The sequence below is a fragment of the Dyella sp. 2YAF14 genome (genome assembly GCF_052114725.1).
In the GTDB taxonomy this organism is placed as follows: domain Bacteria; phylum Pseudomonadota; class Gammaproteobacteria; order Xanthomonadales; family Rhodanobacteraceae; genus Dyella.
The window spans coordinates 141189-167102 of the sequence record NZ_JBFRFH010000004.1; the positions used below are offsets into that span (position 1 = coordinate 141189).

Annotated in this window: 23 protein-coding genes; 9 read left to right on the top strand and 14 right to left on the bottom strand. The window is 65.1% G+C overall.

The genetic code is table 11. The annotated features are described in order from the left end of the window. Positions 1-15 precede the first annotated feature (15 nt). From AB4Y82_RS09070 to ald, 4 genes are all read right to left on the bottom strand, one after another. Positions 16-678: a YoaK family protein gene (locus AB4Y82_RS09070; RefSeq protein ID WP_441603292.1), complete on the bottom strand. Its 663-nt coding sequence runs from the start codon at positions 676-678 to the stop codon at positions 16-18. A 7-nt stretch (positions 679-685) separates the two neighbouring features. Continuing rightward, a complete protein-coding gene (gene lolA, locus AB4Y82_RS09075; RefSeq protein WP_441603291.1) occupies positions 686-1345 on the bottom strand; it encodes an outer membrane lipoprotein chaperone LolA in 660 nt (219 codons plus the stop codon). Between the two features lie 105 nt (positions 1346-1450). Continuing rightward, entirely contained in the window at positions 1451-3805 is a 2355-nt protein-coding gene (locus AB4Y82_RS09080) for a DNA translocase FtsK (RefSeq protein WP_441603290.1), read from the bottom strand. Positions 3806-3868: 63 nt separating this feature from the next. Further along, complete coding sequence (gene ald / locus AB4Y82_RS09085) at positions 3869-4933, bottom strand: alanine dehydrogenase (RefSeq protein ID WP_441603289.1); 1065 nt, start codon at positions 4931-4933, stop codon at positions 3869-3871. A 453-nt stretch (positions 4934-5386) separates the two neighbouring features. Here ald and trxB point away from each other — a divergent pair, with 453 nt between their 5' ends. Together trxB and AB4Y82_RS09095 are read left to right on the top strand one after the other, a co-directional pair. Further along, positions 5387-6352, top strand: coding sequence for a thioredoxin-disulfide reductase (trxB, locus tag AB4Y82_RS09090; RefSeq protein WP_441603288.1), 966 nt, complete (start codon positions 5387-5389; stop codon positions 6350-6352). A 90-nt stretch (positions 6353-6442) separates the two neighbouring features. Continuing rightward, a complete protein-coding gene (locus AB4Y82_RS09095; protein WP_441603287.1) occupies positions 6443-7585 on the top strand; it encodes a GNAT family N-acetyltransferase in 1143 nt (380 codons plus the stop codon). 4 nt (positions 7586-7589) lie between these two features. Here the strand turns inward: AB4Y82_RS09095 and AB4Y82_RS09100 are convergent, their stop codons facing one another. Further along, positions 7590-8987, bottom strand: a complete 1398-nt coding sequence (locus AB4Y82_RS09100) for a serine hydrolase domain-containing protein (protein ID WP_441611243.1) — start codon at positions 8985-8987, stop codon at positions 7590-7592. A 96-nt stretch (positions 8988-9083) separates the two neighbouring features. Here AB4Y82_RS09100 and aat point away from each other — a divergent pair, with 96 nt between their 5' ends. Then, positions 9084-9818, top strand: coding sequence for a leucyl/phenylalanyl-tRNA--protein transferase (gene aat / locus AB4Y82_RS09105; protein ID WP_441603285.1), 735 nt, complete (start codon positions 9084-9086; stop codon positions 9816-9818). Here aat and AB4Y82_RS09110 read toward each other — a convergent pair. Further along, the gene (locus tag AB4Y82_RS09110; protein WP_441603284.1) at positions 9800-10438 is read right to left on the bottom strand and encodes a cysteine hydrolase family protein; all 639 of its coding nucleotides are present in this window, start codon (positions 10436-10438) and stop codon (positions 9800-9802) included. The genes aat and AB4Y82_RS09110 overlap by 19 nt on opposite strands. A 109-nt stretch (positions 10439-10547) precedes the next feature. Between AB4Y82_RS09110 and AB4Y82_RS09115 the strand changes: the two genes are divergently transcribed. Then, complete coding sequence (locus tag AB4Y82_RS09115; RefSeq protein ID WP_441603283.1) at positions 10548-11507, top strand: GlxA family transcriptional regulator; 960 nt, start codon at positions 10548-10550, stop codon at positions 11505-11507. A 21-nt stretch (positions 11508-11528) separates the two neighbouring features. Here AB4Y82_RS09115 and AB4Y82_RS09120 read toward each other — a convergent pair whose 3' ends face one another. From AB4Y82_RS09120 to ispG, 7 genes are all read right to left on the bottom strand, one after another. Further along, complete coding sequence (locus AB4Y82_RS09120) at positions 11529-12632, bottom strand: glutathionylspermidine synthase family protein (RefSeq protein WP_441603282.1); 1104 nt, start codon at positions 12630-12632, stop codon at positions 11529-11531. A 3-nt stretch (positions 12633-12635) separates the two neighbouring features. Further along, positions 12636-13097 (bottom strand): hypothetical protein, encoded by a 462-nt coding sequence (locus AB4Y82_RS09125; protein WP_441603281.1) that lies wholly within the window; start codon positions 13095-13097, stop codon positions 12636-12638. 6 nt (positions 13098-13103) lie between these two features. Next, positions 13104-13505 (bottom strand): DUF350 domain-containing protein, encoded by a 402-nt coding sequence (locus AB4Y82_RS09130; RefSeq protein WP_441603280.1) that lies wholly within the window; start codon positions 13503-13505, stop codon positions 13104-13106. A 60-nt stretch (positions 13506-13565) separates the two neighbouring features. After that, a complete protein-coding gene (locus AB4Y82_RS09135) occupies positions 13566-14384 on the bottom strand; it encodes an HD-GYP domain-containing protein (RefSeq protein WP_441603279.1) in 819 nt (272 codons plus the stop codon). Between the two features lie 101 nt (positions 14385-14485). Further along, positions 14486-14782, bottom strand: a complete 297-nt coding sequence (locus tag AB4Y82_RS09140) for a DUF1905 domain-containing protein (RefSeq protein WP_441603278.1) — start codon at positions 14780-14782, stop codon at positions 14486-14488. Continuing rightward, a complete protein-coding gene (locus AB4Y82_RS09145; protein ID WP_441611244.1) occupies positions 14736-15467 on the bottom strand; it encodes a class I SAM-dependent methyltransferase in 732 nt (243 codons plus the stop codon). Before AB4Y82_RS09145 ends, AB4Y82_RS09140 begins: the two co-directional genes overlap by 47 nt. 7 nt (positions 15468-15474) lie before the next feature. Next, on the bottom strand, positions 15475-16731 hold the full coding sequence (gene ispG, locus AB4Y82_RS09150) for a flavodoxin-dependent (E)-4-hydroxy-3-methylbut-2-enyl-diphosphate synthase (RefSeq protein WP_441603276.1): 1257 nt from the start codon (positions 16729-16731) through the stop codon (positions 15475-15477). 177 nt (positions 16732-16908) lie between these two features. On the opposite strand from ispG, the gene AB4Y82_RS09155 reads away from it, so the two are divergent. Beyond that, a complete protein-coding gene (locus AB4Y82_RS09155; protein WP_441603275.1) occupies positions 16909-17646 on the top strand; it encodes a Crp/Fnr family transcriptional regulator in 738 nt (245 codons plus the stop codon). Between the two features lie 9 nt (positions 17647-17655). On the opposite strand, the gene AB4Y82_RS09160 is transcribed toward AB4Y82_RS09155, so the two are convergent. Beyond that, positions 17656-19599 carry an acetyl-CoA hydrolase/transferase C-terminal domain-containing protein gene (locus AB4Y82_RS09160; RefSeq protein ID WP_441603274.1) on the bottom strand — a complete coding sequence of 648 codons (1944 nt, stop codon included), beginning with the start codon at positions 19597-19599 and terminating at the stop codon, positions 17656-17658. Between the two features lie 118 nt (positions 19600-19717). On the opposite strand from AB4Y82_RS09160, the gene AB4Y82_RS09165 reads away from it, so the two are divergent. From AB4Y82_RS09165 to AB4Y82_RS09180, 4 genes are all read left to right on the top strand, one after another. After that, positions 19718-21172 (top strand): phospholipase D-like domain-containing protein, encoded by a 1455-nt coding sequence (locus tag AB4Y82_RS09165; RefSeq protein WP_441603273.1) that lies wholly within the window; start codon positions 19718-19720, stop codon positions 21170-21172. Positions 21173-21289: 117 nt separating this feature from the next. Then, on the top strand, positions 21290-22672 hold the full coding sequence (xseA, locus tag AB4Y82_RS09170; protein ID WP_441603272.1) for an exodeoxyribonuclease VII large subunit: 1383 nt from the start codon (positions 21290-21292) through the stop codon (positions 22670-22672). An 83-nt stretch (positions 22673-22755) separates the two neighbouring features. Next, positions 22756-24399 (top strand): acetolactate synthase large subunit, encoded by a 1644-nt coding sequence (locus tag AB4Y82_RS09175; protein ID WP_441603271.1) that lies wholly within the window; start codon positions 22756-22758, stop codon positions 24397-24399. Positions 24400-24422: 23 nt separating this feature from the next. Then, positions 24423-25853 carry an aldehyde dehydrogenase family protein gene (locus AB4Y82_RS09180; protein WP_441603270.1) on the top strand — a complete coding sequence of 477 codons (1431 nt, stop codon included), beginning with the start codon at positions 24423-24425 and terminating at the stop codon, positions 25851-25853. Positions 25854-25914 lie beyond the last annotated feature (61 nt).

Here is a 25914-nt window from a genome sequence, read left to right on the forward strand (position 1 = left end):
CTCGGCGCCCAGCCGTCAATCGAAGTGCCGATGCCGGTAGATGGCATAACCCAGGCCCACCACACCGGTGAGCGTGGCCGGCGCCAGCAGCACACGCTCCTGCCAGACCATGAAGCCAAGCGCGCCGAGCGTGGCACCCACGATGAAATGACTCGCCACCAGCAGGCAGATATTGATGCGCAGGGAGTCGACCTCGAGGCCACGCAATCGATGGCCGAGATAGATGCCCAGGTCGGTGAAGATGCCTGACAAATGCGTGGTACGCACCGTGGCGCCGCTATACGTGCTCACCATCGCGTTCTGCAGTCCACACGCTGCCGAGGCGAGGTACAACCCGAGATCATGGCCGCCATGAATCAACGGCGTGGCGGCAAACAGCAACGCTGACTCCAGCATCAGCACGACGCCATAGCGCCGCCCGAGCCGCAGTGCGCCCTGTTGCACGATGAAACCACTGAGCATGGCGCCCAGCAGAAACGCCAGGATGACCAAGCCCCAATGCGCTATTTCGCCTGCGTCGCCGCGAGCCAGCGCCAGGCCGAATTCCGTGCTGGTACCGGTGAGATGGGTGATCGGCTGGTGCCGGAAGCACAGATAGCCCACCACATTGATGCAGCCCGCACCGAGCGCGAGCAGGCCGCCGCCCACCCAAGCCCAGCGCGGGAGCTGGCGCAGCACGGCGCGCTCAGTTCTTGATCGGCTGGGTCTGGATCACCGGCAGGTCGCCGATCACATCGGCGCCCTGGGGCGGCACGAAGTTGAAGGTCTCCGGCGGGATCGGCACGTTGCGCTGCCAACCCGAAAAACGAATATCCGTGACGGCACCCAGCTGGTCACGAAAAATCATGCGCGCCAGGCCATTCGCATCGAAGCCCAGGTCGGCGTAGTCGAACTGCGGATCCTTGGCCTTGGAGGTAAGGCGCAGCCAGCTCAGGCCATCGTGGTCGCCCTGCTCGACGGCGTTGAAGTCCTTGTCCATCTGCTTCACATCGGTGAGCACGGTCAGCGGGCTATGCGATTCCTCGGAGCTCTGCACGCGCACGGTGACCTGCTCCAGGTCCGGGTCGTACAACCACACACGGCTGCCGTCGGCGACGATGGTCTGCTTGGACGGGGCCAGCGTCTCCCAGCGGAACTGGCGCGGCGCCTGCAGCGCGAGCGTGCCGTTGCTGGTCTTGCCCGAGTTGCCGTTGGCGTCTTTCAGCGTCTGCGAGAACTTGCCGGTGAGCGAGTGCAGGTCGCCGGCAAAGGCGTCGAGCCTGGCGCGGGCCGGGCCGGCGGCCATGGCGAGGCTGCTGAGGGAAAACGCGGCGACAGCGGTGGCGATGAGTAGCAGGCGTTTCATGGGCGCTTTTCGAATGGGGCGGCGAGTGGGAATTGTGGTGCGGGAAGGCTTAACGGCAAGACGTTTTTTGTTCGTCATTCCGCCGTACGCCGGAATGACGAGCCATCAATTCTTCGGCGGCGGAGGTGCCAGCACTTCGCGGTTGCCGTTGTGCTGGGGCGCACTCACCACGCCATCCTGCTCCATCTGCTCGATCAGGCGGGCGGCGCGGTTGTAGCCGATGCGCAGGTGGCGCTGCACGCCGGAGATCGAAGCGCGGCGCGTCTCGGTCACGATGCGCACGGCGCGATCATAGAGCTGCGCCTCGGCATCGCCACCACCTTCTTCGCCCTCTTGCGGCAGACCGGAGTCGTTGATGAACTTGCCGTCGGAGGTGGCCTGCACCTCTTCCAGCACGCCTTCGATGTATTGCGGCGCGCCCTGCGAACGCAGCCAGTTCACCACGCCATGCACCTCGTGATCGTCCACGAAGGCGCCGTGCACGCGCTCGGGCGTCGCAGTGCCCGGCGGCAGATGCAGCATGTCGCCGTGACCGAGCAGCGCTTCAGCGCCGGACTGATCGAGAATCGTGCGCGAGTCGATCTTGCTCGACACCTGGAACGCGATACGGGTGGGGATATTGGCCTTGATCAGGCCGGTGATCACATCCACCGACGGACGCTGCGTGGCGAGCACCAGATGCACGCCCGCCGCACGAGCCTTTTGGGCGAGGCGCGCGATCAGCTCTTCGACCTTCTTGCCGACGATCATCATCATGTCGGCAAACTCGTCGATGATGATCACGATGTACGGCAGCGGCTCCAGCGGCTCGGCCGCGAGGTTCGGCATGTCCGGATTCGGGCGGAACAGCGGGTCGAGCAGCGGCTGGCCGGCGTTCTCGGCGTCCTTCACTTTCTTGTTGAAGCCGGCGAGATTGCGCACGCCCACCGCTGCCATCAGCTTGTAGCGGCGCTCCATCTCGGCCACGCACCAGCGCAACGCGTTGGCGGCTTCCTTCATGTCGGTCACGACCGGCGCCAGCAGATGTGGGATGCCTTCGTAGACCGAAAGCTCCAGCATCTTCGGGTCGATCATGATCATGCGCACGTCCTTGGCGCTGGCCTTGTACAGCAGGCTCAACACCATGGCGTTCACGGCCACCGACTTGCCCGAACCCGTGGTACCGGCCACCAGCAGATGCGGCATCTTGGCCAGGTCGGCCACCACCGGGCGGCCGCCGATGTCCTTGCCCAGCGCCAGCGCCAGCGGCGACTTCATGGCGTCGTATTTGTCCGAACGCAGGATCTCGGAGAGATAGACGATCTGTTTCTTGGCGTTGGGAATTTCCAGGCCGATGACGTTCTTGCCTGGGATCACGTCGACCACGCGCACGCTGACCACCGAGAGGCCGCGCGCGATGTCCTTGTCCAGGCTCGACACCTGCGAACCGCGCACGCCGGCCGCAGGCTCCAGTTCGAAGCGCGTGATGACCGGCCCGGGATACACGCCCACCACCTTGGCCTCGATGCGGAAATCCTTGAGCTTCAGCTCGAGCTGGCGCGACAGCACTTCAAGCGTTTCTTCCGAGTAACCCGGGCCCTGCTCCGGCGCTTCGTCCAGCAGCGACAACGGCGGCAGTTCGCCCGGGGCGGAGGCACCGGTGAACAGCGGAATCTGGGTTTCCAGCTTGGCGCGCTCGCTTTTCACCACGGGCGCAGGTGCGGTTTCGATGCGAACCGGCTCGCGCTTGGCCTGCTTCACGGCCTCGGTCTTCTTGACGACCTCGCGCTCGGCGCGCGCCTGGCGGGCGGCCAGCACTTCGGGTGCCTCGCGCAGCTTGCCACCGAACCAGCCGGCGAGCTTCAGCACGCCCTGCCCGGTGAGGTCGGCCACTTTGAACCAGGACAGACCCGTCGCCAGCGTCACGGCGATCAGGAACATCGCCAGCAGCAACAGCGGCGCACCCTTGTCGCCCAGCGCATGCAGCAGGCCGCGACCCACCCACATGCCGATGATGCCGCCCACGCCCTGGGGCAGGATCGGCTCATCGTTGAAATTGAGATAAAGCAGCGCCGGCGCGGTGATGAAGAAAAACACCGAACCAATCAGGCGCAGCGACGGCTCCCACGGCTGCACGGTGCGCTCGCCGCGATGGCGCAGCACCTGCACGCCCAGGAAGAGAAGCAGCAACGGGAAGAAATAGGAAATCAGGCCAAAGATGTAGCGCAGCACATTGGCGATATTCGCGCCAATCTCGCCGCCGAAGTTGCGCGCGTGCTCGGCGGTACCCGCATGCCCCCAGCTAGGGTCCTGGTCGTTGTAGCTGAACAGGCAGACCAATAGATAAAGCGCCAGCGGCAGCAGCAGCAGCGCCCCGGCCTCGCGCAGACGGCGCTTCAGTTCTTCACTGAGGCCTTCGCGCTCTTGCTTGTCTTTCTTGACGTTCGCGGTACGCGGCACCGTGATCCTTATCCTGTTCATGAGTCCGGCCGCCAACGAGGACGGCCGGACGGTGTCACATCCGCCTAAGCGGCAGGCAAGACCTTAGATCATGCCCTTGAGCGCCGGATGAACCAGCTCGCCGCCGTCGACGTTGATGCCCCCGCGCAGCGGTTCGAACTGGCGCCATTCGTTGCCGGCGGCCAGACGCTGCACATACGGCAGGATAGCGGCAGAAATCGCCACCGACGAGGTCTGCGGCACGGCACCCGGCATATTCGTGACGCAGAAGTGGGTTACACCGTGCACGTCATAGGTCGGTTCCTTCCAGGTGGTCGGACGCGAGGTCTCGAAGCAGCCACCCTGGTCGATGGAGATGTCCACCAGCACGCTGCCCTTCTCCATGGTCTTGACCATCTCTTCGGTGACCACGCGCGGCGCCTTGGCGCTGGGGATCAGCACGGCGCCGACCACCAGGTCAGCGTTGGCGACTTCTTCGGCCACCGACGATTCATAGGCGTACAGCGCGGTGACGTTCGGGCCCATGGCCATCATCTCGGCCAGGCGATCCTGGCGCTTGTCGAACACCACCACGTTGGCGCCAGCAGCGGCGGCCAGTGCAGCGGCGTTGCCACCGGCAGCGCCGGCGCCCAGCACCACGACCTTGCCACGCGGGGTGGAGGCCATGCCGCCCAGCAGCTTGCCCTTGCCGCCCTGCGGACGATGCAGCAGCGTGGTGCCGATCTGGGTGGCGATGCGACCGGCGATCACCGACATCGGCAGCAGCAGCGGCAGGCCGCCGTTCTCTTCCACCGACTCGAACGCCACGCCGGTCAGGCCGATGTCGAGCAGGCTCTTGGTCAGCGCCGGCTCGGCAGCCAGGTGCAGGTAGCAGAACAGCAGGTGGTGCTTCTTGAGCAGGGCGAGGTCGCCGGCAACCGGCTCCTTCACCTTCACGATCAGCTCGCCAGCCTCGTACAGGGCAGCGGCGTCGGCGGCGATCTTCACGCCGACCTTGGCATAGGCCTCGTCGGAGAAGCCGCTCTTTTCGCCCGCGCCGGCCTGGATGAACACCTCGTGGCCACGGCGGACCAGATCGGCAGCAGCGGCGGGAATGAGGGCAACACGACCTTCGAGGGTCTTGGTTTCGGAGGGAATACCAATACGCATGGGGAGTGGATCCTGTGGGAAAGCTAAGTGGCAACGACGCCAGGCCGCACCCGGCCCGGCAAACCTCAAGGCCGGCAGTGCTTGAATCGTCCCGGCGTCTTCCCCATCCTTCCGGGTTCGGACGCCTCGTCTCCGTTCATGCCTTGCCGGTAGGTAGGAAACCGCCGCAGGTGATGGAGCGAATGACTGATGCAAGTCGCCAGCAAACCCGAAGGATTATAACCAAGATGGGCAGGCCGTTTTCACATTCCCGCGACGCCGCGCAAGCAGACCACCTTTGCGCAGTTGCAGCAAAGTCAACGAGATACAGCCCAACCTGCTGAAAACCAGCTAACAGCCCATATATGGTGTGGATCGCCTGACCACCATGCGCCTGAGCATGGTCCACCGGCTCCACCCCTGCCCTCACCATTCACGAACATCACCGCCCACCACGGCGGATAGAAGGAACGCATGAACGCATCCACCAAGCACAGCCGCCTGCTGATCCTGGGCAGCGGTCCCGCCGGTTACACCGCCGCCGTCTACGCTGCCCGCGCCAACCTCAAGCCGATGATGATCACCGGCCTGCAGCAGGGCGGCCAGCTGATGACCACCACCGAGGTGGACAACTGGCCGGGCGACGACAAGGGCGTGCAGGGTCCGGAGCTGATGCAGCGCATGGCGCAGCATGCCGAGCGTTTCGAAACGCAGATGGTGTTTGACCATATCCACAGCGTGGACTTGAAGCAGCGCCCGTTCCGCCTCAAGGGCGACTCGGGTGAATACACCTGCGACGCGCTGATCATCACCACCGGCGCCACCGCCAAGTACCTCGGCATCGCCAGCGAAGAGCACTACAAGGGCCGCGGCGTGTCCGCCTGCGCCACCTGTGACGGCTTCTTCTTCCGCGAGCAGGAAGTGGCGGTGATCGGCGGCGGCAATACCGCCGTGGAAGAAGCGCTGTACCTGTCCAACATCTGCAGCAAGGTTTATCTCGTGCACCGCCGCGACAAGCTGCGCGCCGAGAAGATCATGCAGGACAAGCTGTTCGAGAAGGCCGCGGCCGGCAAGATCGAGCTGATCTGGAACCACACGGTCGATGAAGTGCTGGGCGACAACTCCGGCGTCAACGGCGTGCGCGTGAAGGACATCAACACCGGCGAGACGCGCGAGATCCCGGTGAACGGTTTCTTCGTCGCCATCGGCCACCAGCCCAACACCGGCATCTTCGACGGCCAGCTCGACATGCACGACGGTTACATCAAGATCCGCAGCGGCCTGGGCGGCATGGCCACGATGACCTCGGTGCAGGGTGTGTTTGCTGCCGGCGACGTGGCGGACCATGTGTATCGCCAGGCGGTGACCTCGGCGGGGTTTGGCTGCATGGCGGCGCTGGATGCAGAGCGTTGGCTGGATCAGCAGGGTCCGGCGAGCTGAGTCTTCTGACCGTCAGCTTTTGACCGTCATTCCGGCTCGCGTCGGACTGACGGGATGGAAGACGGAGTTTTCTGTGGTTTTTGGAGCGCCGTGATCGAAGCCCGCTTCCACGACAGCATCGAACGCATCCCGGCCGAGGCCTGGGATGCGCTTCGGCCCGACGACAATCCGTTCGTCTCGCACGCTTTCCTCGCCCTGCTGGAACGAACAGGCTGCATCCGTCCCGATTGGGGCTGGCAGGCGCATCACCTTGGCCTGTATGAAGACGGCGCGCTCATCGCCGCGGCCCCGTTGTATCTGAAGGGCAACTCACACGGCGAGTTCGTGTTCGACTGGAGCTGGGCCAGCGCCTGGGAGCGCGCGGGCGGCGATTACTATCCCAAGCTGCTCAACGCCGTGCCCTACTCGCCCGTGCCCGGACCGCGCCTGCTGGCCGGCAACGACGAACGCACGGCAGAACGACAACAGGCATTGACCACCGCCATGCGCACCTTCGCCGAGCGCATGAACCTCTCCTCCGTGCATGCCAATTTTTTGTGCGACGACGAACTGGCGGCGTTCGAAAGCCCCTGGCTGGTCCGTTCCGATGTGCAGTTCCACTGGCATAACCATGCCTATGCGGACTTCGCCCAGTTCCTCGCTGCACTCAATCACAAGAAGCGGAAAAACATCCGCCAGGAGCGCACGCACGTGGCCCGCAGCGGCCTGGCGATCGAGATGCGCAGCGGCGGCTCGCTGAGCGTCGATGAGTGGCGGCATGTCCACGCGCTTTACGAGTCCACTTTTGACGCCAAGGGCAACCACGCCGCGCTGACGCGGTCGATGTTCCTTGGTCTGCGCGACGCGCTGGGCGATGCGGTGCAACTTGCGCTGGCGCGCCATGGCGAACGCATCGTGGCGATGGCGCTGTTCCTGCAAAGCACCGACACGCTGTATGGCCGCTACTGGGGCGCCGAGGTCGAGGTGCCGGGCCTGCATTTCGAGCTCTGTTACTACCAGGGCATCGAGCATGCGATCCGTCACGGCTTGCAGCGCTTCGAGCCCGGTGCGCAAGGCGAGCATAAACTCGCCCGCGGCTTCCTGCCGGTACGCACGCAGTCGCGGCACTATCTGGTGAACAAGAGTTTTCGCGATGCGGTGAGGCAGGCGCTGCAACACGAAGCCGAAGGCATGGACGACTACGCGCAGGAGCTGATGCAGCACAGCCCCTACGCACACCTGCCGGACGCCTGATTCCCTAGCCGATGGAGATGCCGACCACCTTGCCGTCGGCATCCAGCCTCACACCGAACGGAAGACTGTTGCCGGGGCCGAAATCGATCCGGTAGTCGTTCCAGGTGCCGTCCTTGTCGTGACGCTGCCCCTTGAAGATGAAGGACGACGGCTCGCCGAACGGCGACAGCTGCCTGGCCATGCGACCGGACAGGCCGGCGGCCAGCTTCGCTTTCAACTTGTCGCCGAAGGCCGAGGTGTCTTGGTCGCCGCGCTGCAATTGGCTGAACGCCTTGTGCACCACGGCCGTCGTCGCCGCATCTTCGCCAGCCGCAGGCTTGCGTGCCGTCGCAGCGATCTGCGGATACAAGGCCTCGAACGTGGCGGTCACCAGCATCTGGCCCGGCTCCGGATTGTCGCCGTTATTGGTGAAGGCAATGATCTGCACGTCCTGCTTCGGGAAATACTGATTGGACGTAGTGAAGCCGAACGAACCACCGGTGTGGCCGATGCGCGGCTGCTCATCGAGCGTGTCGATGAACAGACCCAGGCCGTAATCCGTGCTGCCCGGCGCAGGCGTCGTCATCAGCGCGTAGTCGGCGGGACGCACGATTTTTCCGCTGCGCAGCGCCACGTTCCAACGCTCCAGCTCATCCACGGTGGAGACCAGGTTGCCCGCTGCCCAGCCGACGGTGGCATGGATGGTGGGCGCCAACTCCAGCTTTCCGTCGGTGTGCCGGTAGCCCTTGGCCATGCCGGCGAGCTGCGCTTCGTCGGCCACGTTATACGTGTGAGTCATGCCGGCTGCAGCCAGCAGATGCGTTTTCACATAGTGTTCGTACGATTCCTTCGAGGTGACTTCGATCACCCGCCCCAGCAGCGCATAACCGCTATTGGAATAGGACCAGCGGCTGCCCGGCGGAAAATCCAGCGGCTTGTCCTTGATGCGCGCCATGATCTGATCGAACGATGCCGGCTTGACGGCCCACTGCTCGACGTCGGGTCCATCCAGATACTCCGGCATGCCGCTGGTATGGGAGAGCAGCTGCCTGAGCGTCACTTCCCTGGCGTGCGGCGCATCCGGCAGATAAGTCGCCAGCGTGGCGTTGATGTCGAGCTTGCCCGCTTCCTGCAACTGAAGAATGGCCGCGGCGGTGAACTGCTTGGTAATCGAGCCGATTTCGTAGGTCGTCGATACCGTTGCGGGCGTTTTGCGCTCGCGATCGCTCAGGCCATAGGCGTGGCGGTAGACGGCCACGCCGTCCCGGTAGATCGCGAGGGTGGCGCCAGGTGTGCCCGTGCGTTGCAGCACCGCCTGAACATTGCTGTCGATCTGTGTCGACACGGCGTGATCGAGCGCAGGAGGCGAGGCCATCGCCGCGGGCGCGAGACAAACCATCCACCAGCAAAAGCGACGAAGCATGCCCGATCCCTGGAGTTGTGAAAGTGAGGCATGCTAACCGCAAGCTCATGCCGGTAGCATGTACCGCAGATCCCGTATCGCCTCGACCCGCGCCCCATGATTCGATTGCCCCTGCTCGACGCGACCAGGCCCGAACACTTTCCTGATCCGCGCAAGGCATTGAACGATCCGAACGGCCTGCTGGCCTTCGGCGGCGACTTGTCGCCCCGGCGTCTGCTGGCCGCTTACGCGCAAGGCATCTTCCCGTGGTTCAACGAGGACGAGCCACTGCTGTGGTGGTCGCCCGATCCGCGCTGCGTCTTTCACACCAGCACCCTGCTGCCCAACCGCACGCTTCGACGCCGGCTGGCGCAGGTGGACTGGCGGGTTACGGTGGATCATGCGTTTCGCGACGTGGTGGAAGCTTGCGCCGCGCCACGCCCCGGCCAGAGCGGCACCTGGATCGTGACGCCCATGATCGACGCGTATGTGCGCCTGCACGAGATGGGTCATGCACACAGCGTGGAAGTGTGGGAGCACGACCGCCTGGTGGGCGGCATCTACGGCATCGCCGTGGGCCGGTTGTTCTGCGGCGAATCCATGTTCAGCCGCGAAAGCGGCGGCTCGCGCCTGGCGCTCACGGCACTGGCGAAACTGCTGCGCGCCTGGGACTTTCCCTGGATCGATGCCCAGGTGACCAATAGTCATCTGATGCAATTGGGCGCGGTGGAATACCCCCGCGCCCAATTCCTGCGAACCGTGGCCCAGTTGTCGCATCTGCCGGGACAGCCCGGCAGCTGGGCCTCGTTCACTGCCCTGGCACAGTTGACCGATCAGGCCGCTGCGGGCTGACGCGCCCGCGCCGCCTGATACGACGCGAGGATGTTCTCGCGCACCGGCGACTCTCCATCGGCCAAGACCTGCAACCACTCGTCCGTGCTCAACACGGCGGCGAACCGCGACTGCAGCACCACGCTGAACACGCGGTGGATCTCCTCGGCGCTCGCATGGCCGGCGCGATTGGCGTAGGAGACCGCACCCGATGCGTCCTGCACGAATTCCACGTTGATGCCGCGATCGAAGGCATGCTTGATGGTGGTGTCGTTGCAGTTGTGCGTCATGTAACCAACCACCGTCAGCGTGTCGATGGCGTGCTGCTCCAGCCATGCGCCAAGGCCCGTGTCGCTGAAGGCGCTCGGCAACGGCTTGCGAAACAGCGCGTCACGATGGCGGCGCTCGATCTCAGGATGCAGTTGCCAGCCGTCGCTGCCGTTGGCGAACGCCGGCGCATCGGCCGGTGAATCCTGCTGGATCACGATCACCGGCACGCCGGCCGCGGTGGCCGCATCCATGATCCGCGTGATGCGCGGCAGCGACTGGGCCGACGGCGGATATTCGATCTGCAGATTGCCCGTGAAGTATTCGTTCTGCACATCGATCACGATGAGGGCACGGCGCGGATGAATCGACATGGCACAACTCCTTGGGTTGGGATGCGTGCATGGTGCGTCGACGGGCACTTGCCAACGAGTGGCCCGAAGGACAACTATCGATGGTATCGGGCCAACTGGAATCGAGGTCATGCGTACGATCCGCGTCGCCGTGGTTGCCTTCGAGGGCATCCTCCCCTTCCATCTCTCCGTGCCTTGCGCGGTGTTCCAGTCGCCCACGCCGGAAGGTGCTTCGCCGTTCCGCCTGCGCGTGTGCTCAGCCGAAGGCGAGCAGATTTCGAGCGCCGCGGGATTCACCATCGGCACGCCTTACGGACTGGATGAACTGGGTCAGTCGGACATCATCATCGTGCCGTCCTGGCGCGATCCGGATGAAGTGCCTCCCGCCGCGTTGCTGCAACACCTGCGCAAGGCCGCCGCGCGCGGCAAGCGTGTGGTCGGCTTGTGCATGGGCGCGTATGTGCTCGCCCATGCCGGCCTGCTCGACGGCCGCCGCGCCACCACCCACTGGGCCTGGGCGGAGCCGATGATGGAACAGTTTCCAAAGATCCAGGTGGACGCCGACGTGCTGTACGTCGACGAAGGCAATATCGTCACCTCCGCCGGCGCGGCGGCCGGCATCGACTGCTGCCTGCACCTGGTGCGCCAGCTGCTGGGCGCCGAAGTCGCCAATCGCATTGCGCGCCGCATGGTGGTGCCGCCGGTGCGGCGCGGCGGGCAAGCGCAATTCATCGAGAAACCCGTGGCCGAGGCGCCGGCCGACCGCCGCATGGCGCGCCTGCTGGAACATGTGCAGCGCCATCTGCACGAAGCGCACGATCTGGACGCCATCGCCGCCAAGGCCGCCATGAGCCGGCGCACGTTCACCCGCCACTTCCGTCAATTGACCGGTGGCAGCTTCGGCGATTGGTTGTTGTCGCAACGACTGGCGGAGGCGCAACGCCTGCTGGAAACCACGCGGCGCCCGCTGGAACGCATTGCTGCCGACATCGGCCTTGGCTCGCCCGTCACGCTGCGGCAGCAATTCCAGCGCGCCTATCGCGTATCGCCGGCCAACTATCGGCGCACCTTCAGCACGCCGCGCGAATAAGGCACCACCGCGGTCGACGGCTCAGCGAAACAGATGCGGCACGAAGCAGCTGGTGTTGCGCGTGATGGCGTCGACGTCCTCGCGCATGCCCATGCCCACGGCGCGATCGCCGACCACCCACGAGCCCACCAGCGCATGTCGCCCATCGAACACCGGCAGCGGCGCGAATGCCTGATAGATGCAGGGCTCGGCAGTCGGGCCACCGGCATCGTCCCGGCCCAGCACCACTACGCCTGCGCCTTCCCTGCCCCAGTACGGCTTGCGCACCACGGTGCCTTGAATATCCGCACGACGACGGCTGGCGGGCAGCAGATTCGGATGATGGGGAAAATATTCCCATAGCAGCGGCAGGATCGCCTTGTTCGACAGCACCATCTTCCAGGCCGGCTCGAACCAGCGCAGGCGCGTCTGCGGCAAGTGCTCGGCAAACGGCTCCGCCAGCATCCATTCCCACGGATAGAGCTTGAACAGCCGCTCGATCGGGGCGTTGTCCAGATCGATGAAATCCTTGCCTGACCAGCCGATCTGCTCAATGTCCAATGCGGTGGTGCGATGGCCGGCCTGCATGCATGTATCGATCAAGTAGTCGCAGGTCAGCGCATCTTCGGCGCTGTCGTAACACGCGGCGAAGTGCACGTGCGAAGCCTTGGGCAACCCGCCCCAGCGCTCGACCAGCGCTTCATGGATGGAGTTGAACTGGTCGGCGTCGCTGGCGACATCCTCCATCCAGTACCACTGCGCCACCGACGCCTCGAACAGTGCCGTGGGCGTGTCGGCGTTGTATTCCAGCAGGCGCGGCGGCGAGTTGCCGTCATAGGACAGGTCCATGCGCCCGTACAGCGCCGGCTCGCGATCCCACCAGCTGCGCTCGATCAGCGTTGCGGCGCGATCGCCCAGACCCAGATCGGCATAGCGCCCCGTTCGCACCACGCGATCGACGGCCTCAAGGCATAGCGCATGCAACTCGTTGGTGGCGGCCTCGATCTCGTCGACTTCGTCCGCATCGAAGACATAACGCACATCCTCGCGCCAGTAGGGCTGGCCATCGATGGTATGGAAGCTGAAACCCAGCGACTCCAGTCGCTGCTGCCAATCGCTGCGCGGCACGCTGGTTTCGCGTTGCATCGATCAGCTCGCCCGCGCCGAAACGCGCCCGGACGAGCCGAAGCCGCCGCGCGTGCCAAGCTCCACACTGGAAGGCGCGCTGAAGGATGCGACGCTGCCCGGCGAACTGCGCATCCGTCCCGGCCCCGGATCCTGCGCGCCACCGGCACCACCGCTGCGGTACCACGGGCCGTAGTAGTGCAGGCCGCCCGAGCCGCTCACCGACGTATCCATCTCGCACTGCCCGGTGGAATAGTCGTGCACGCAGTCTTCGTAGCTGCCATAGCGATTGCGCTGCACATCCTGGCCATGCCCCAGCACGGACAAACCCACCAGGGTGGCACTGCCAAGCGCTATCAACGGTACCGCCAGCGAGCGCTTCTGGTTACGCGCAGGCAGGGGACGGAACGTCGCGTCGGGACGTTGCGACGGCTTCACGCCCACACGAAGTCCACGCAAGGGATCGTTCTTGTCGAAGTCGCTCATGGCCCGTCACCAGGTCATCGCTGCAGCGTTAATCAGGCCAACGGCGATGGCAACGACGGCTGCAAAGATGGCGACGGCGCGGTTGTCTTCCTCGATCTGGGTGGCGAGGTTGCGAATGAGCAGATGGATCGCCTGGTGGGCAAGCCACTGCACGATCAACGCCACCAGTCCCCATAGCGCCAGATCGACCAGGTTCACGCTGTGCGCCATGGCGCTGGCCAGGGGCAGCACGAAACCGGTCAGCGCGCCGCCGAGACTGATCGCCGCGGCCTGGTTGCCGTGGCGAATCAGCACGATCTCGCGCTGCGGCGTGAGCCAGATATGGACGGTGCAGAACACCACGAGAAAAAGCACACCCAAACCAAAATACGCTGCAAACGCGGGCAGCGTCGAAAGATCCGGCAACATAACGTCCCCTGTCCAGCCCATCCCGGGCGTCCGCGGCAGTGTAGCCCGCTGGGCCCTGCCTCAGTCCAGCTGCAACTGCTCCAGTCCGATCGCCTTCAGTTCGTCATAGTGATCCAGGAACAGCCCCACGATGCCGGGGTCCAGTTGCCCGCCCGCGGCATTGCGCAGGTAGTCGATCACTTCCGGCTCCGGCCACGCCGGCTTGTACACGCGCGGAAAACTCAAGGCGTCCCACACATCGACCACACTGAAGATGCGCGCGGCCAGCGGAATCTCTTCACCGCGCAGGCCACGCGGATAGCCGGAACCATCCCAGCGCTCGTGATGCGCATAGGGGATATCGATCGCAGGCCGCAGGAAGGCAGTGCGCATCAGCAGGTCGCGTCCGAGCACGGTATGCGTGCGCATCAGCGTCGTTTCTTCCGGCGTCAGCGGGCCGGGCTTGATCAGCACCGCGTCGGGCAGCGCCAGCTTGCCGATGTCGTGCAGCAAGGCGCCGAAGCGCAAATGACGAAGCGCATCCCCCTCGAGTCCGACGCGACGGGCCAGCGCGACCGTCATGCGCATGACCCGTTCGGAATGATCGCGCGTCTCCTTGTGGCGCACGTCCATCGCCGACACCAGCGCGCGCAGCGACTGCTCATTGCCGCTGAACAGCTGATGGTTGAGGCGATCCATGCGGCGAACGGTGCGGTCGATCAGCCAATACAGGAGCGCCCCCGTCACCAGCACATACAGCGACCCTTTGAGGGTGTGCAGCAAGCTGAGGGTGCGCTCCTCGAGGTTGAGCGAAAGCAGCAGGCGGTCCGAGAAGAGCACCCACAACAAGGCCACCGAGACATAGATGGCAACGATGCGAACTTGGGGTTTGACCGTCACTGACACTCCTGCACGAGCCGCTACCGTATCGTCGGCGCGCGCTCCACGGGCCCGAGCATACCGTCCGGCAGTTTGCCAAGTTGCCGCACGGCGCACACTACTCAGGCATCCTCAGGCTCGATCAGCACGTCGACGAACTGGCCGGCGACGAGCCCGACCACGGCCGCATAGGATTCCTCCAGCTGCAGCCAGAAGGTGCCGGAGCGCTCGACCACGGCGCCGCGGAAATCGCGTCCATTGACGCTGCCGCGCACGCGATGCCCGTGGCCGCATTTCCATAGCGGCCTGGCGGGTGTCGACCATTGGCTGACCGGATCAAACGGCAGCGGCACCAGCCACGGCCGCTGGTGATCATTCTGTACGGTGGCGCGAAACGCTACGGCGCGATGCCTGTTCATCCCCGTCCCCCTGACGTGCCCCTGCCAAGAAGATAGCGGACGCGGGCCGTCCAGTGTGAGGATGAATGGGCTCCTGAAGGCCTAGCAGGGTCAACCCGGCTGCCTCCAGGGTCGAAACCCAGCTGCCCAGGGTGCGGAAATACCAGGGCGCAGGCTGCTCGAAGCCCTCGCCGCAGCCCACCCAGGAGCCTTCGCGCCAGCCGTCGGCATAGGGCTGCACATCGGCCGTCAGGGGATGCGGGGTCTGGATCAGCAGCGCGCCGCCCGGCTCCAGCAGCGCAGGCACGGCAGCCAGCAGCGCGTCGACCGAGGCGCCGCCCAGCAGGGAGAAATTGCACACGACCACGTCCGCGCGCTCGGTCAGCGCACCCGCGGCCACTTCGTCATAGGAGATCACGCGGAAGTCGCCGCCACCCTGCGCCTGCGCCGCTTCCACCAGGGAGGGAATGGCATCGACGCCCACTACCTGCACGCCTTCGTGGGCGAGCGTCCGCGCCAGCCAGCCTTCGCCACAGCCGAGGTCGATCACCGTGCGTGGCGAGCGCGACAGCACGGCTTCCACGATGGCCTGGTCGGTGACCAGCTTGCGGCTGGCGATGCGCCCTTCCCGCACGGCGCGTTCCCACGCCTGCGCGTTGGCGTGCCATGCATCGAGTATCAGCGCCTCACTCGAACCGGCTGCCATGGACAGCTCAGCCGGCGCGGCTGGCGTATTTGCTGGCGACGTAGTTGTCCAGGATGCCGATGAACTCGCTGGCGATATGCTCGCCGCGCAAGGTCATGGCCTTCTGCCCGTCGATGAACACCGGCGCCGACGGCGCCTCGCCATTGCCCGGCAGCGAAATGCCGATATTGGCATGCTTGGATTCGCCCGGACCATTCACCACGCAGCCCATCACCGCCAGCGTGAGATTTTCCACGCCGTCGTATTTCACGCGCCACAGCGGCATCTGCTCGCGCACATGATCCTGCACGGTGCGCGCAAGCACCTGGAAGAACTCGCTGGTGGTGCGGCCGCAGCCCGGACACGCGGTGACCAGCGGCGTGAACGCGCGCAGGCCCATGGTCTGCAGCAGTTCCTGCGCCACGATGACTTCGCCCGTGCGCGACGCGCCGGGTTCGGGCGTGAGCGAAATGCGGATGGTGTCGCCGATACCTTCCTGCAGCAGCACCGCAAGCGCCGCCGACGAGGCGGTGATGCCCTTGGAACCCATGCCGGCTTCGGTCAGACCCAGGTGCAAGGCGTAGTCGCAACGCTCGGCGATATCGCGATACACCGCGATCAACTCCTGCACGCCCGACACCTTGCACGACAGGATGATGCGATCGCGCGCCAGGCCGATGTCCTCGGCACGCTTGGCCGAATCCAGCGCCGAGCGGATCAGCGCTTCGCGGGCCACGTGCGAGGCATCCCAGGGCTGGGCGCGCTGATGGTTTTCGTCCATCAGCATGGCCACCATGCTCTGGTCGAGCGAACCCCAGTTGGCGCCGATGCGCACGGGCTTCTCGTAACGCAGCGCCATCTCGATGATGGAAGCGAACTGGCTGTCTTTCTTCTTGCCGAAACCCACGTTGCCCGGATTGATGCGGTACTTGGCCAGCGCTTCGGCGCAGGCCGGCTCCGCTTCCAGCAACTGGTGACCGTTGTAGTGGAAGTCGCCGATGATCGGCACGTCCACGCCCATCATGGCCAGCTTGTCGCGGATGCGCGGCACGGCCGCCGCCGCCGCCGGCGTATTCACCGTGATGCGCACCAGCTCCGAACCGGCGCGCGCCAGCTCGGCGATTTGCTTGGCGGTGCTGGCCGGGTCTTCGGTATCGGTGTTAGTCATCGACTGCACCACAATGGGTGCACCGCCGCCCACCGTGATCTTGCCGATCTTGACGCCGACGCTGGGGCGGCGCGAGGCGGACTGGGCGTGACGCGGGGTAGAAGTCGAGTCGCTCATAAGCAGGTCATGGTTCTGGGGCGGCAACAGACAAAGGATACCCGAACGGCCGGGGGCTCCCTAGCAAGCGTCACACGGGTGGATGCGATGCGGCAAAAACGCGCATTGGAACCACTCCTATGACTTGAACGAGGATCATAAAGCCATGCCCCACGCACGACACAGGAGTGCCCTCCCATGCTTCAGACTCATCGCCAGGACGGCGCCCAGCGCATGGCTCCCTCGCCGTCCTGCGCGGGCTGCGGCCACGCCGCCGTCTGCCAGGCCAGCGGCTACGACCGCCCCGAGCTGTCAGGATTGCGTCATATAGCTGAACGCATCGGGCCGCTGCGTACTGGCGAATACCTCTATCGCCCGATGTCGCCATTCCGTGCGCTCTACGCGGTGCAGACCGGCATGGCCAAGACCGTGGCGGTGGACGTGGCCGGTCGCGAGCAGGTACTGGCCTTCCACCTGCCGGGCGAAATGATCGGACTGGACGCCATGGAGCGCGAAGTCCACGACAACGCCGTGGTGGCGTTGGGCAAGACGCAGTTCTGCCGTTTTCCTTACCCCGCCGTGCGCCATATGGCCAGCCTGCAGCCGGAGGTGCCGTGGCATCTGGTGCAGTCGGCCAGCCAGCGCATTTCGCGCCTGCAACTGAGCAGCGGCAACTACATGGCAGAGGAGCGCTTTGCGGCCTTTCTGGTCGATCTGCGCGACCGACGCGTGATGCTCGGCCTGCCGGCCGACTATCTGCCGCTGCCGATGTCGCGCGCGGATATCGGCAACCATCTGCGCCTGACCACGGAAACCGTGAGCCGCCTGCTCGGCCGCCTGCGCGAGCGCGGTTGCGTTCGTGCCGATCGCCAGGGTCTACACCTGCTCAACCTGCCGGCTTTGCGCGAACAGGGTTTGTCGCTGCTGATGCATTGAGCTGAAAACTCAGGCCGTCCTGCGCAAGGCGGCCTTGAGCACACGTTGCTGCAGTCGTTCGCCGACGCTCTTGGCACGCGCCAGTCCCATCCGATCCAGCGCTTCGTCCTCGCCACCGACCGGCGCTCCCGGCGCCATCGCTGCACGGAAAATTTCAGCCTTGCCGCGCCAGGTGCCGCCACGTAGCTTCAGCCACTGCAAAGCTGGCAGCAGTCGCTGCTCCACGTCGGTGAAATCGCTACCGAACGGAAACGGCGGCAGCAGGTTTTTCGCCTGCCACGGCGCCAGCGCTTCCTTCAGAACCTCGGGCCGGTTATCGCGCCAACGCTCGGGCACCTGAAAATCGGCCGCGAGCTTGCCGTGCGATTTCGCTTCCGCACACAAGGCATCGATGAAGCGCGCATCGGTGATGGAAAGCATCGCCTCGATGCACTCGCTGTCCGTCTTGCCGCGCAGATCGGCCACGCCGTATTCGGTGACGAACAAATCGCGCAGATGGCGCGGGATCGTGGTGTGCCCGTAGTTCCAGCGAATATTGGTTTCCACGCCGCCGCGCCCTTGCCGCGTGGAACGCAGCAACAGAATGGAACGACCATCGGCCAGCTCGTGCGCCATCGCCACAAAGTTGTACTGCCCGCCGACGCCACTGACTACTTCGCCGTCTTCCAGGCCATCGGAAACAGCCGAGCCGAGCAGGGTCGCCATCATGCAGGTGTTGAAGAAGCGCGCACCGCGCCGCTGCAGCGAGGCGAGCATCTGGTGATCGCCGTACAGTTGATTGACGTTGGAGACGCGGCACATGTCCAGCGCATCCGGATCGCTCGCATCGAGTTCGGCCAGCCAGCGATAGAGCTCACGCGTGCCTAGGAAAAAAGCGCCGCGCAGGTAATGGCCGCCCGGTGTTTCGGGTGAAAGCCGGCCGCAGGCGGCAGCGCGTTCCATCGCCATATTGTCCCAGGCGCGACGCTTGAGGATGCCTGCACGCTGCAGGTGCATGAAGCCATCCATCACCATTTCGCTGGCGCCGTACAGGCCCGCGCGGAGCGGCGCGAGGCCGCCCATGCGTGCCGCCAGGGCGTGCGTGCCGCCGCGCGGGTCGAGCGCAACCAGGGCCCGTCGCCACTGCGTGTTGTCTTCCTGCCGCCAGCGCAGGCCATAGACCAGCGCATCGGACAAAGCGCCAATACCGATCTGCAGGCAACCGCCGTCGCGCACCAGCGCGCTGGCGTGGATACCCAGCGCGTACTCGACCAGGTCGATCGGCTGGCGCGGCACGGCAAACAAGGGCGACGCCGTCGCGGTGTGCAGTTCGACGTCGAAGTAATCGCGCTGCACTTCCGCGTGGCCGGTGATGTACGGCAGGTCCGGATGCACCACGGCCACGCACAAGGGGCGCGGCTTGCCCGACTGCACCACGCGATCGATAAAGTCGAAGGTCAGGTCCGGATTGCAGGAAAGGCTGTAGCGCACGCCCTCGGGCGTTTCACGCCGCGCTACCAGCTGCACGAGCAGATTGATGTCCTGCACGGCAAGATCGCGCGCCACATGGGTGTAGTTCTGACTGATGTAATTGCGCTGTGCGCCACCCGCATGCAGGAGCGCACCCGACTGCATGTAGAACTCGTGCACCGCGACATTGGACGGCAACTGGTTGCGTGCCTGGTCGACGGCGTATTCGGGGTCCACGGCGTCAGCGCCGAAATGGCGCTCCGAGAACGGTTCCACAAATCGCGCTTCCAGCCCGGGCGCCGGGCGCGGGCGGGTCAGCGACAAGGCCGTATAGAGGGCCAGCGAGCGCGACGTATCCGCCTTGGTCAACCGGTAAAGCGCGTTCAGCAGTTCATGTGGCTTGCCCAAGCCCAGCGGCGCGGCGACGCGCAGATCCGGGCCGATCCGCTCAGCGAGCTGCTGCGCACACGCCTCGGTGTCGGTATGGCATTGCTCAGGCGACATGGAGCGAACATGACAGAGAATTCATGGGAGCGACATGACCGGATGATGGAGCGTATTGGTCGCATGGCCCAAGTGAATGCGGCTTGAAGAAGACCCGCCGGCATGCCCTACTGACGCCATGAACCGACCCACCGCCTCCACCCATGCACGCCTGCTGGCCGAACAGGCGTTGAGCCGAGCCGCTGGCGCGCCCCTGATGGGGGGCAACCACGCCCGGTTGCTGATTGATGCCGCCGCGCATTACGAAGCCTGGCTGGCTGCCATCCGCGGTGCGAAGGAGCGCGTGCTGCTGGAGAACTACATCATTCGCGACGACGCGGTCGGACAGGAGTTTCGCGAAGCGTTGGTGGCGTGTGCGCAACGCGGCGTGTTCGTGGCCGTGGTGTATGACTGGCTGGGCTGCAAGGGGCAGTCGCGCGATCGCTTCTGGGCGCCGTTGCGCGCTGCCGGCGGACAGGTGCGCTCCTTCAACCCGCCGCAGCTGGGCAAGCCGTTCGGCTGGGTGAGCCGCGATCACCGCAAAGTGCTCGTGGTCGACGGGCAGCATGGTTTTCTTTCCGGCGTGTGCATCAGCGAGAAATGGCTGGGCGATCCGTCGCAACAGGTGGACCCCTGGCGCGACACCGGCGTGGCCCTGCGTGGTCCGGTCGTCGCCGAACTGGAGAACGCCTTCGTCGAAAGCTGGTCGAGCATCGGCACGCCGCTGGGCCCCTTCACGGCTGCGCCTGTTGCCGGCGAGGCCGGTTCGGTGGCCTTGCGCCTGATCGCCACCCAACCGCAAACCGCCGGCATGTACCGCCTCGACCAGCTGATCGCCGCCATGGCGCGCGAGCGGCTATGGCTGACGGACGCCTACTTCGTTGGCATCGCTCCGTATGTGCAGGCGTTGGCAGCGGCCGCTCGCGATGGCGTGGACGTGCGGCTGCTGGTGCCCGGCAGCAGCGATATCCCCGTGGTGGCGGGCATGTCGCGTTCGGGTTACCGCCCCCTGCTGAAAGCCGGCGTGCGCGTGTTCGAGTGGAATGGCTCGATGTTGCACGCCAAGACCGCCGTGGCCGATGGTCTGTGGTCGCGCGTGGGTTCATCCAACCTCAACGTCGCCAGCTGGTTGAGCAATCGCGAGATCGACGTGGCGTTCGAAGACACCGATTTTGCCGAACAACTGGCGACGCAGTACGAGCGCGATCTTGAGAACGCCACCGAGATCGTGCTGGCACCCAGCCGCTGGCGGCGCCAGGGCGAGCATGTGCAAAGCCATACCCGGCCTGCGCAGCGTCCCCGCCATGTCGGCGGCAGCTCGGGGCGTGCGGCGGCCGGCGCGCTGCGCATCGCCAATACGGTGGGCGCCGCCCTGACCGATCGGCGCGTGCTGGGCGACACCGCGTCCGGGCCGCTGATCATCGGCACCCTGGCGCTTGCAGTGATCGCCGTGGTGGCTATCCTGTGGCCCGCCGTGATTGCCTGGCCCTTGGGTGTGGTGGCCGCATGGTTCGCGCTCAACTTCGGCATCCGGGCCTGGCGCACGCGGCGTCGGCACCAGCAGCTGGCCGGCGAGCCGGATGATCAAGCATGAACTTAAGCAGAACCATATAGATAGACCGCATGCCTGAGTCCCAGGCTGCGCTAAGTGACCCAAGCGGATGTAATCCCTGCATTCGCCAGCCGGAACTCATGTTAGGCTCACCCCTTCATGCGCTCGCCAGATGACACCAGCAACGACCAGGCCGGTCCGCCGCGCCACATCCTCACGCCCAGCACGCTCAACCGGCTGGTGCGGGACCTGCTGGAAGATGCGCTGCCGCTGATCTGGATCGAAGGCGAGCTGTCCAACGTCGCCCGCCCCGCTTCCGGACATATCTATTTCACCCTGAAGGACGCCGGCGCCCAGGTGCGCTGCGCCATGTTCCGGCCCAAGAGCACCTGGCTGAAATTCCGCCCCGCCGACGGCATGCATGTGCTGGTGCGGGCACGGGTGGGCCTGTATGAGCCGCGCGGCGAATTCCAGCTGGTGGCCGAACATATGGAGCCCGCTGGCGAAGGTGCCTTGCAGCGCGAGTTCGAACAGCTCAAGGCGCGCCTGGATGCCGAGGGCCTCTTCGACGCGGCACGCAAGCGTGCCCTGCCCCGTTACGCGCGGCGCATCGGCGTCATTACCTCGGCCACGGGCGCGGCCATCCGCGACGTACTGAGCGTGATGTCGCGACGCTGGCCGCTGGCCGAGGTCGATGTACTGCCCGTACCCGTGCAAGGTCGCGAAGCGCCGCCAGCCATCGTGCAGATGTTGCGCAAGGCATCGAACAGCGGGCGCTACGACGTGCTGTTGCTGACGCGCGGCGGCGGATCGCTGGAAGATCTCTGGGCCTTCAACGACGAACAGGTGGCGCGGGCGATCTATGCCAGCGCCGTGCCGGTGGTGTCCGCGGTCGGTCACGAAATYGATTTCAGCATCGCGGACTTCGTGGCCGACCTTCGGGCGCCTACTCCCTCGGCCGCAGCCGAACTGCTGGTGCCCGATGCGATCGCCCAGCGTCGCCATCTGCAGCAACTTCAGCAGCGACTGAGCACGCTCGAACAGCGTCGCCTGCAGGCGCGCATCCAGCGGGTGGACCACTTGCTCGCCCGCCTGCAGGCCCAGCGCCCGCAGGCACGGCTGGCGCGCGATCGCGAACGACTGCTGCATCTGCATCGGCGCCTGCTCGGCGTGCAGCGCGAACAATCGCAGCGGCGACGCAACGCGCTGGAGCGCACCCATGCGCGACTGCTCGCACAACATCCGCGACTGCGCCTGATGCTGATCGAGCGTCGCCTCGGCGAGTTGCGTCAGCGCCTGCTGAGCACCATCGAACGCAGGATGGAACGCGAACGCCTCAACTTGCGACAAGCCGGCCGCGCCTTGCATGCGATCAGCCCGCTGGCCACGCTGGAGCGCGGTTATTCGATTATTTTCGATGCAAACGGCGTGGTGGTGCGATCGTCCAAAGGTATCGATGAAGGCACGCCGTTACGCGCACGACTTGCCGATGGCGAGCTGCCCCTGGTCGTGCGCAAGGATGATTCCACCAGCAAGCGCTAGCCGCGTCCCGGGCGCGTCACCGCCTCACGCGACGTGAACGATCCCTGCCGCATGCTCAGCGCCTTCAGCACGAGGAGCGAGGCATGAAGGCGGCGCAACTGTTCGTGAAAGCACTGGAAGCCGAGGGCGTGCACAGCATCTTCGGCGTGCCGGGCGAAGAGAATCTCGACTTCGTCGAAGCACTACGCGACTCCTCCATTCGCCTTATCGTGACTCGCCATGAGCAGGCCGCCGGATTCATGGCCGCCACCTGGGGACGGCTCACCGGCGAAGCCGGCGTCGCCCTCGCGACGCTGGGCCCTGGCGCCACCAACCTGGTCACCGCCGCGGCCTACGCCCAACTCGGCGCCATGCCGATGATGATGATCACCGGCCAGAAGCCGATCCGCGAGCACAAGCAGGGCTTGTTCCAGCTGGTCGACGTGGTCGACATGATGCAGCCGCTGACCAAGTACACACGCCAGATCGTATCGGCCCAGACCATACCGGCCCGCATTCGCGAAGCCTTTCGTCGCGCCGAGGAAGAACGTCCCGGGGCTGTGCATCTGGAGCTGCCGGAAGACATTGCGCGCGACACCGTCGAAGACGCCGTCCTGCTGCCCACCGAATATGCGCGCCGCCCTGCACCGGACGATGCGGCACTGGTGCAAGCCGCCGAAGCGATCACCCGCGCGAAGCATCCCATCCTGATGATTGGCGCTGCCGCGAACCGGCAGCGCACGACCGTGGCGCTGCGCGACTTCATCGACAAGCTGGGCATTCCGTTCTTCACCACCCAGATGGGCAAGGGCGTGGTCGATGAAGATCACCCGCTCTGGCTTGGCAATGCGGCGCTCTCCGATGGCGATTTCGTCCATCGCGCCATCGATGCCGCCGACGTGATCATCAACGTTGGCCACGACGTCGTGGAAAAGCCGCCATTCTTCATGCGCAAGGGCCGCCGCACCGTCATCCACATCAATTTTTCCAGCGCAGAAGTGGACGCGGTCTATTTCCCGCAGATCGAAGTGGTAGGCGATATCGCGCACACCATCGAACGCCTCACCGATGCGCTGCAGGCGCAGGAGCACTGGGACTTCAGTTATTTCGATCGCGTGCGCGACGCGTTCCACAAGCAACTGGAAGACCACGCCTGCGACAACCGTTTCCCGATGCACCCGGTGCGCGTGGTCGACGACACGCGCCGCTTCATGCCCGACGATGGCGTGCTATGCCTGGACAACGGCATGTACAAGCTGTGGTACGCGCGCTATTACCGTGCGCGCCAGCCCAACACCGTGCTGGTGGACAATGCGCTCGCCACCATGGGCGCCGGCCTGCCCTCGGCGATGGCGGCCAAGATGGTCTATCCCGAGCGCAAGGTGCTCGCCATCTGCGGCGATGGCGGCTTCATGATGAATGCGCAGGAGTTGGAAACCTGTGTGCGCCTGAAACAGGACCTGGTGATCCTGCTGCTGCGCGATGACGCCTACGGCATGATCCGGTGGAAGCAGGCCGAGATGGGCTACGCCGACTACGGCATGGTGTTTGGCAACCCCGATTTCGTCGCCTTTGCCGAAGCCCATGGCGCACGCGGCCATCGCCCCGGCAGCGCCGAGGAATTCCTGCCCACGCTGGAACGCGCTTTCAACGCCGGCGGTGTACACCTGATCGATCTGATGATCGACTATTCCGATAATCACCGCATTCTCAACGAAGAAATTCCCAAGCTCAGCGCCGCCGTCTGAGCATCCACGGATCGGGGTCATCCATGCTTGCCAAGAGTTATCCGTATTACCTCGCCAACCAGCCGCAGACGTCCAAGGAAATGATGGACGTGCTGGACAAATACAGCGGCAAGGTCGCCACGCGCGTGTGCGTACCCGATGCCAAGGCCACCGAGAAAGCCATCGCCGCCGCGGTGAAAGCCACCCGACCCATGCAGGATTTCAAGCCCTGGGCGCGGCAACAGGTGCTGCAGCATTGCGCGCAACGCTTCCAGGAGCGACGCAAAGAACTGGCCTATGCGCTGTGCGTGGAAGCAGGCAAGCCGATCAAGGATTCCGACGGCGAAGTACAGCGCCTGATCGAGACCTTCACCATCGCCGCCGAAGAAGCCGTGCGCACCAATGGCGAAACGATCAACCTGGAGATCGCCAAGCGTCTGGACGGCTATCACGGTTACACCAGGCGCGTGCCCCTTGGACCGGTGTCTTTCATCACGCCGTTCAATTTTCCGCTGAACCTGGTGGCGCACAAGGTCGCGCCGGCCATCGCCGCCGGCTGCCCTTTCGTGCTCAAGCCCGCCGAGCGCACGCCGATCGGCGCGCTGATCATCGGCGAAGTGCTGGCCGAAACGGATTTGCCCAAGGGCGCGTTCTCGGTGCTCACGCTCGATGGCAAGCATGCCAATCCGCTGGTGGAAGATCCGCGCTTCAAGCTGCTCTCCTTCACCGGCAGCCAGATCGGCTGGGATCTGAAAACCCGCGCCGGCCACAAGAAGGTGACGCTGGAACTGGGCGGCAATGCCGCGTGCATCGTCGATGCGGATCAAGGTCCGCACATGGACTATGTGATCGACCGCCTGGTGTTCGGCGCGCTCTATCAGTCCGGCCAGAGCTGCATCAGCGTGCAGCGCATCTACATCCACGAGTCGCTGTATGACGAAGTGAAAAAGCGCCTGGTGGCCGCCGTGAAAAAGCTCAAGGCCGGCGATCCAAAAAAGAAAGACACCTTTCTCGGCCCGATGATCGACGAGGCAGCTGCCGAACGCCTGCAGGGCTGGATCGAGGAAGCGCGCAAGGCCGGCGGCAAGCTGCTGTGCGGCGGCAAGCGCAACGGCGCCATGCTCGAGGCCACGCTGATGGAAAACGTGCCCACCAGCGCCAAGGCCTATCGCAACGAAGCGTTTGGTCCGTTCGCCCTGCTCGCGCCTTTCAAGAAATTCGACGAGGTCGTGGCCTTGGTCAACGATTCGGAATACGGTCTGCAGGCCGGCATTTTCACCGACAGCCTGGCCCACGCCATGCGCGCCTGGAACGAGATGGAACAAGGCGGCGTCGTTGTCAACGACGTGCCGAGTTTCCGCGTCGACAACATGCCCTATGGCGGCGTGAAGCTCTCCGGCATCGGCCGCGAAGGCATCCGCTGGGCCATCGAGGACATGACCGAGGTGCGTCTCATGGTCATGCGCGAGCGCTGATTTCCCGACTCATCCGGCCAGCCGCCGCGCCCTTGCGTTGACCGATGCAGGCGCGGCGGAC

Coding starts and splice junctions, on each gene's coding strand:
- AB4Y82_RS09160 (WP_441603274.1), bottom strand. CDS start 19,599: ATGTCGCCTGAGCAATGCCATACCGACACCGAGGCGTGTGCGCAGCAG.
- ald (WP_441603289.1), bottom strand. CDS start 4,933: ATGCGTATTGGTATTCCCTCCGAAACCAAGACCCTCGAAGGTCGTGTT.
- AB4Y82_RS09125 (WP_441603281.1), bottom strand. CDS start 13,097: ATGAGCGACTTCGACAAGAACGATCCCTTGCGTGGACTTCGTGTGGGC.
- AB4Y82_RS09110 (WP_441603284.1), bottom strand. CDS start 10,438: ATGTCGATTCATCCGCGCCGTGCCCTCATCGTGATCGATGTGCAGAAC.
- AB4Y82_RS09165 (WP_441603273.1), top strand. CDS start 19,718: ATGAACCGACCCACCGCCTCCACCCATGCACGCCTGCTGGCCGAACAG.
- lolA (WP_441603291.1), bottom strand. CDS start 1,345: ATGAAACGCCTGCTACTCATCGCCACCGCTGTCGCCGCGTTTTCCCTC.
- AB4Y82_RS09120 (WP_441603282.1), bottom strand. CDS start 12,632: ATGCAACGCGAAACCAGCGTGCCGCGCAGCGATTGGCAGCAGCGACTG.
- AB4Y82_RS09175 (WP_441603271.1), top strand. CDS start 22,756: ATGAAGGCGGCGCAACTGTTCGTGAAAGCACTGGAAGCCGAGGGCGTG.
- AB4Y82_RS09145 (WP_441611244.1), bottom strand. CDS start 15,467: ATGGCAGCCGGTTCGAGTGAGGCGCTGATACTCGATGCATGGCACGCC.
- ispG (WP_441603276.1), bottom strand. CDS start 16,731: ATGAGCGACTCGACTTCTACCCCGCGTCACGCCCAGTCCGCCTCGCGC.
- trxB (WP_441603288.1), top strand. CDS start 5,387: ATGAACGCATCCACCAAGCACAGCCGCCTGCTGATCCTGGGCAGCGGT.
- AB4Y82_RS09100 (WP_441611243.1), bottom strand. CDS start 8,987: ATGCTTCGTCGCTTTTGCTGGTGGATGGTTTGTCTCGCGCCCGCGGCG.
- AB4Y82_RS09130 (WP_441603280.1), bottom strand. CDS start 13,505: ATGTTGCCGGATCTTTCGACGCTGCCCGCGTTTGCAGCGTATTTTGGT.
- AB4Y82_RS09155 (WP_441603275.1), top strand. CDS start 16,909: ATGCTTCAGACTCATCGCCAGGACGGCGCCCAGCGCATGGCTCCCTCG.
- AB4Y82_RS09080 (WP_441603290.1), bottom strand. CDS start 3,805: ATGAACAGGATAAGGATCACGGTGCCGCGTACCGCGAACGTCAAGAAA.
- aat (WP_441603285.1), top strand. CDS start 9,084: ATGATTCGATTGCCCCTGCTCGACGCGACCAGGCCCGAACACTTTCCT.
- AB4Y82_RS09115 (WP_441603283.1), top strand. CDS start 10,548: ATGCGTACGATCCGCGTCGCCGTGGTTGCCTTCGAGGGCATCCTCCCC.
- AB4Y82_RS09140 (WP_441603278.1), bottom strand. CDS start 14,782: ATGAACAGGCATCGCGCCGTAGCGTTTCGCGCCACCGTACAGAATGAT.
- AB4Y82_RS09180 (WP_441603270.1), top strand. CDS start 24,423: ATGCTTGCCAAGAGTTATCCGTATTACCTCGCCAACCAGCCGCAGACG.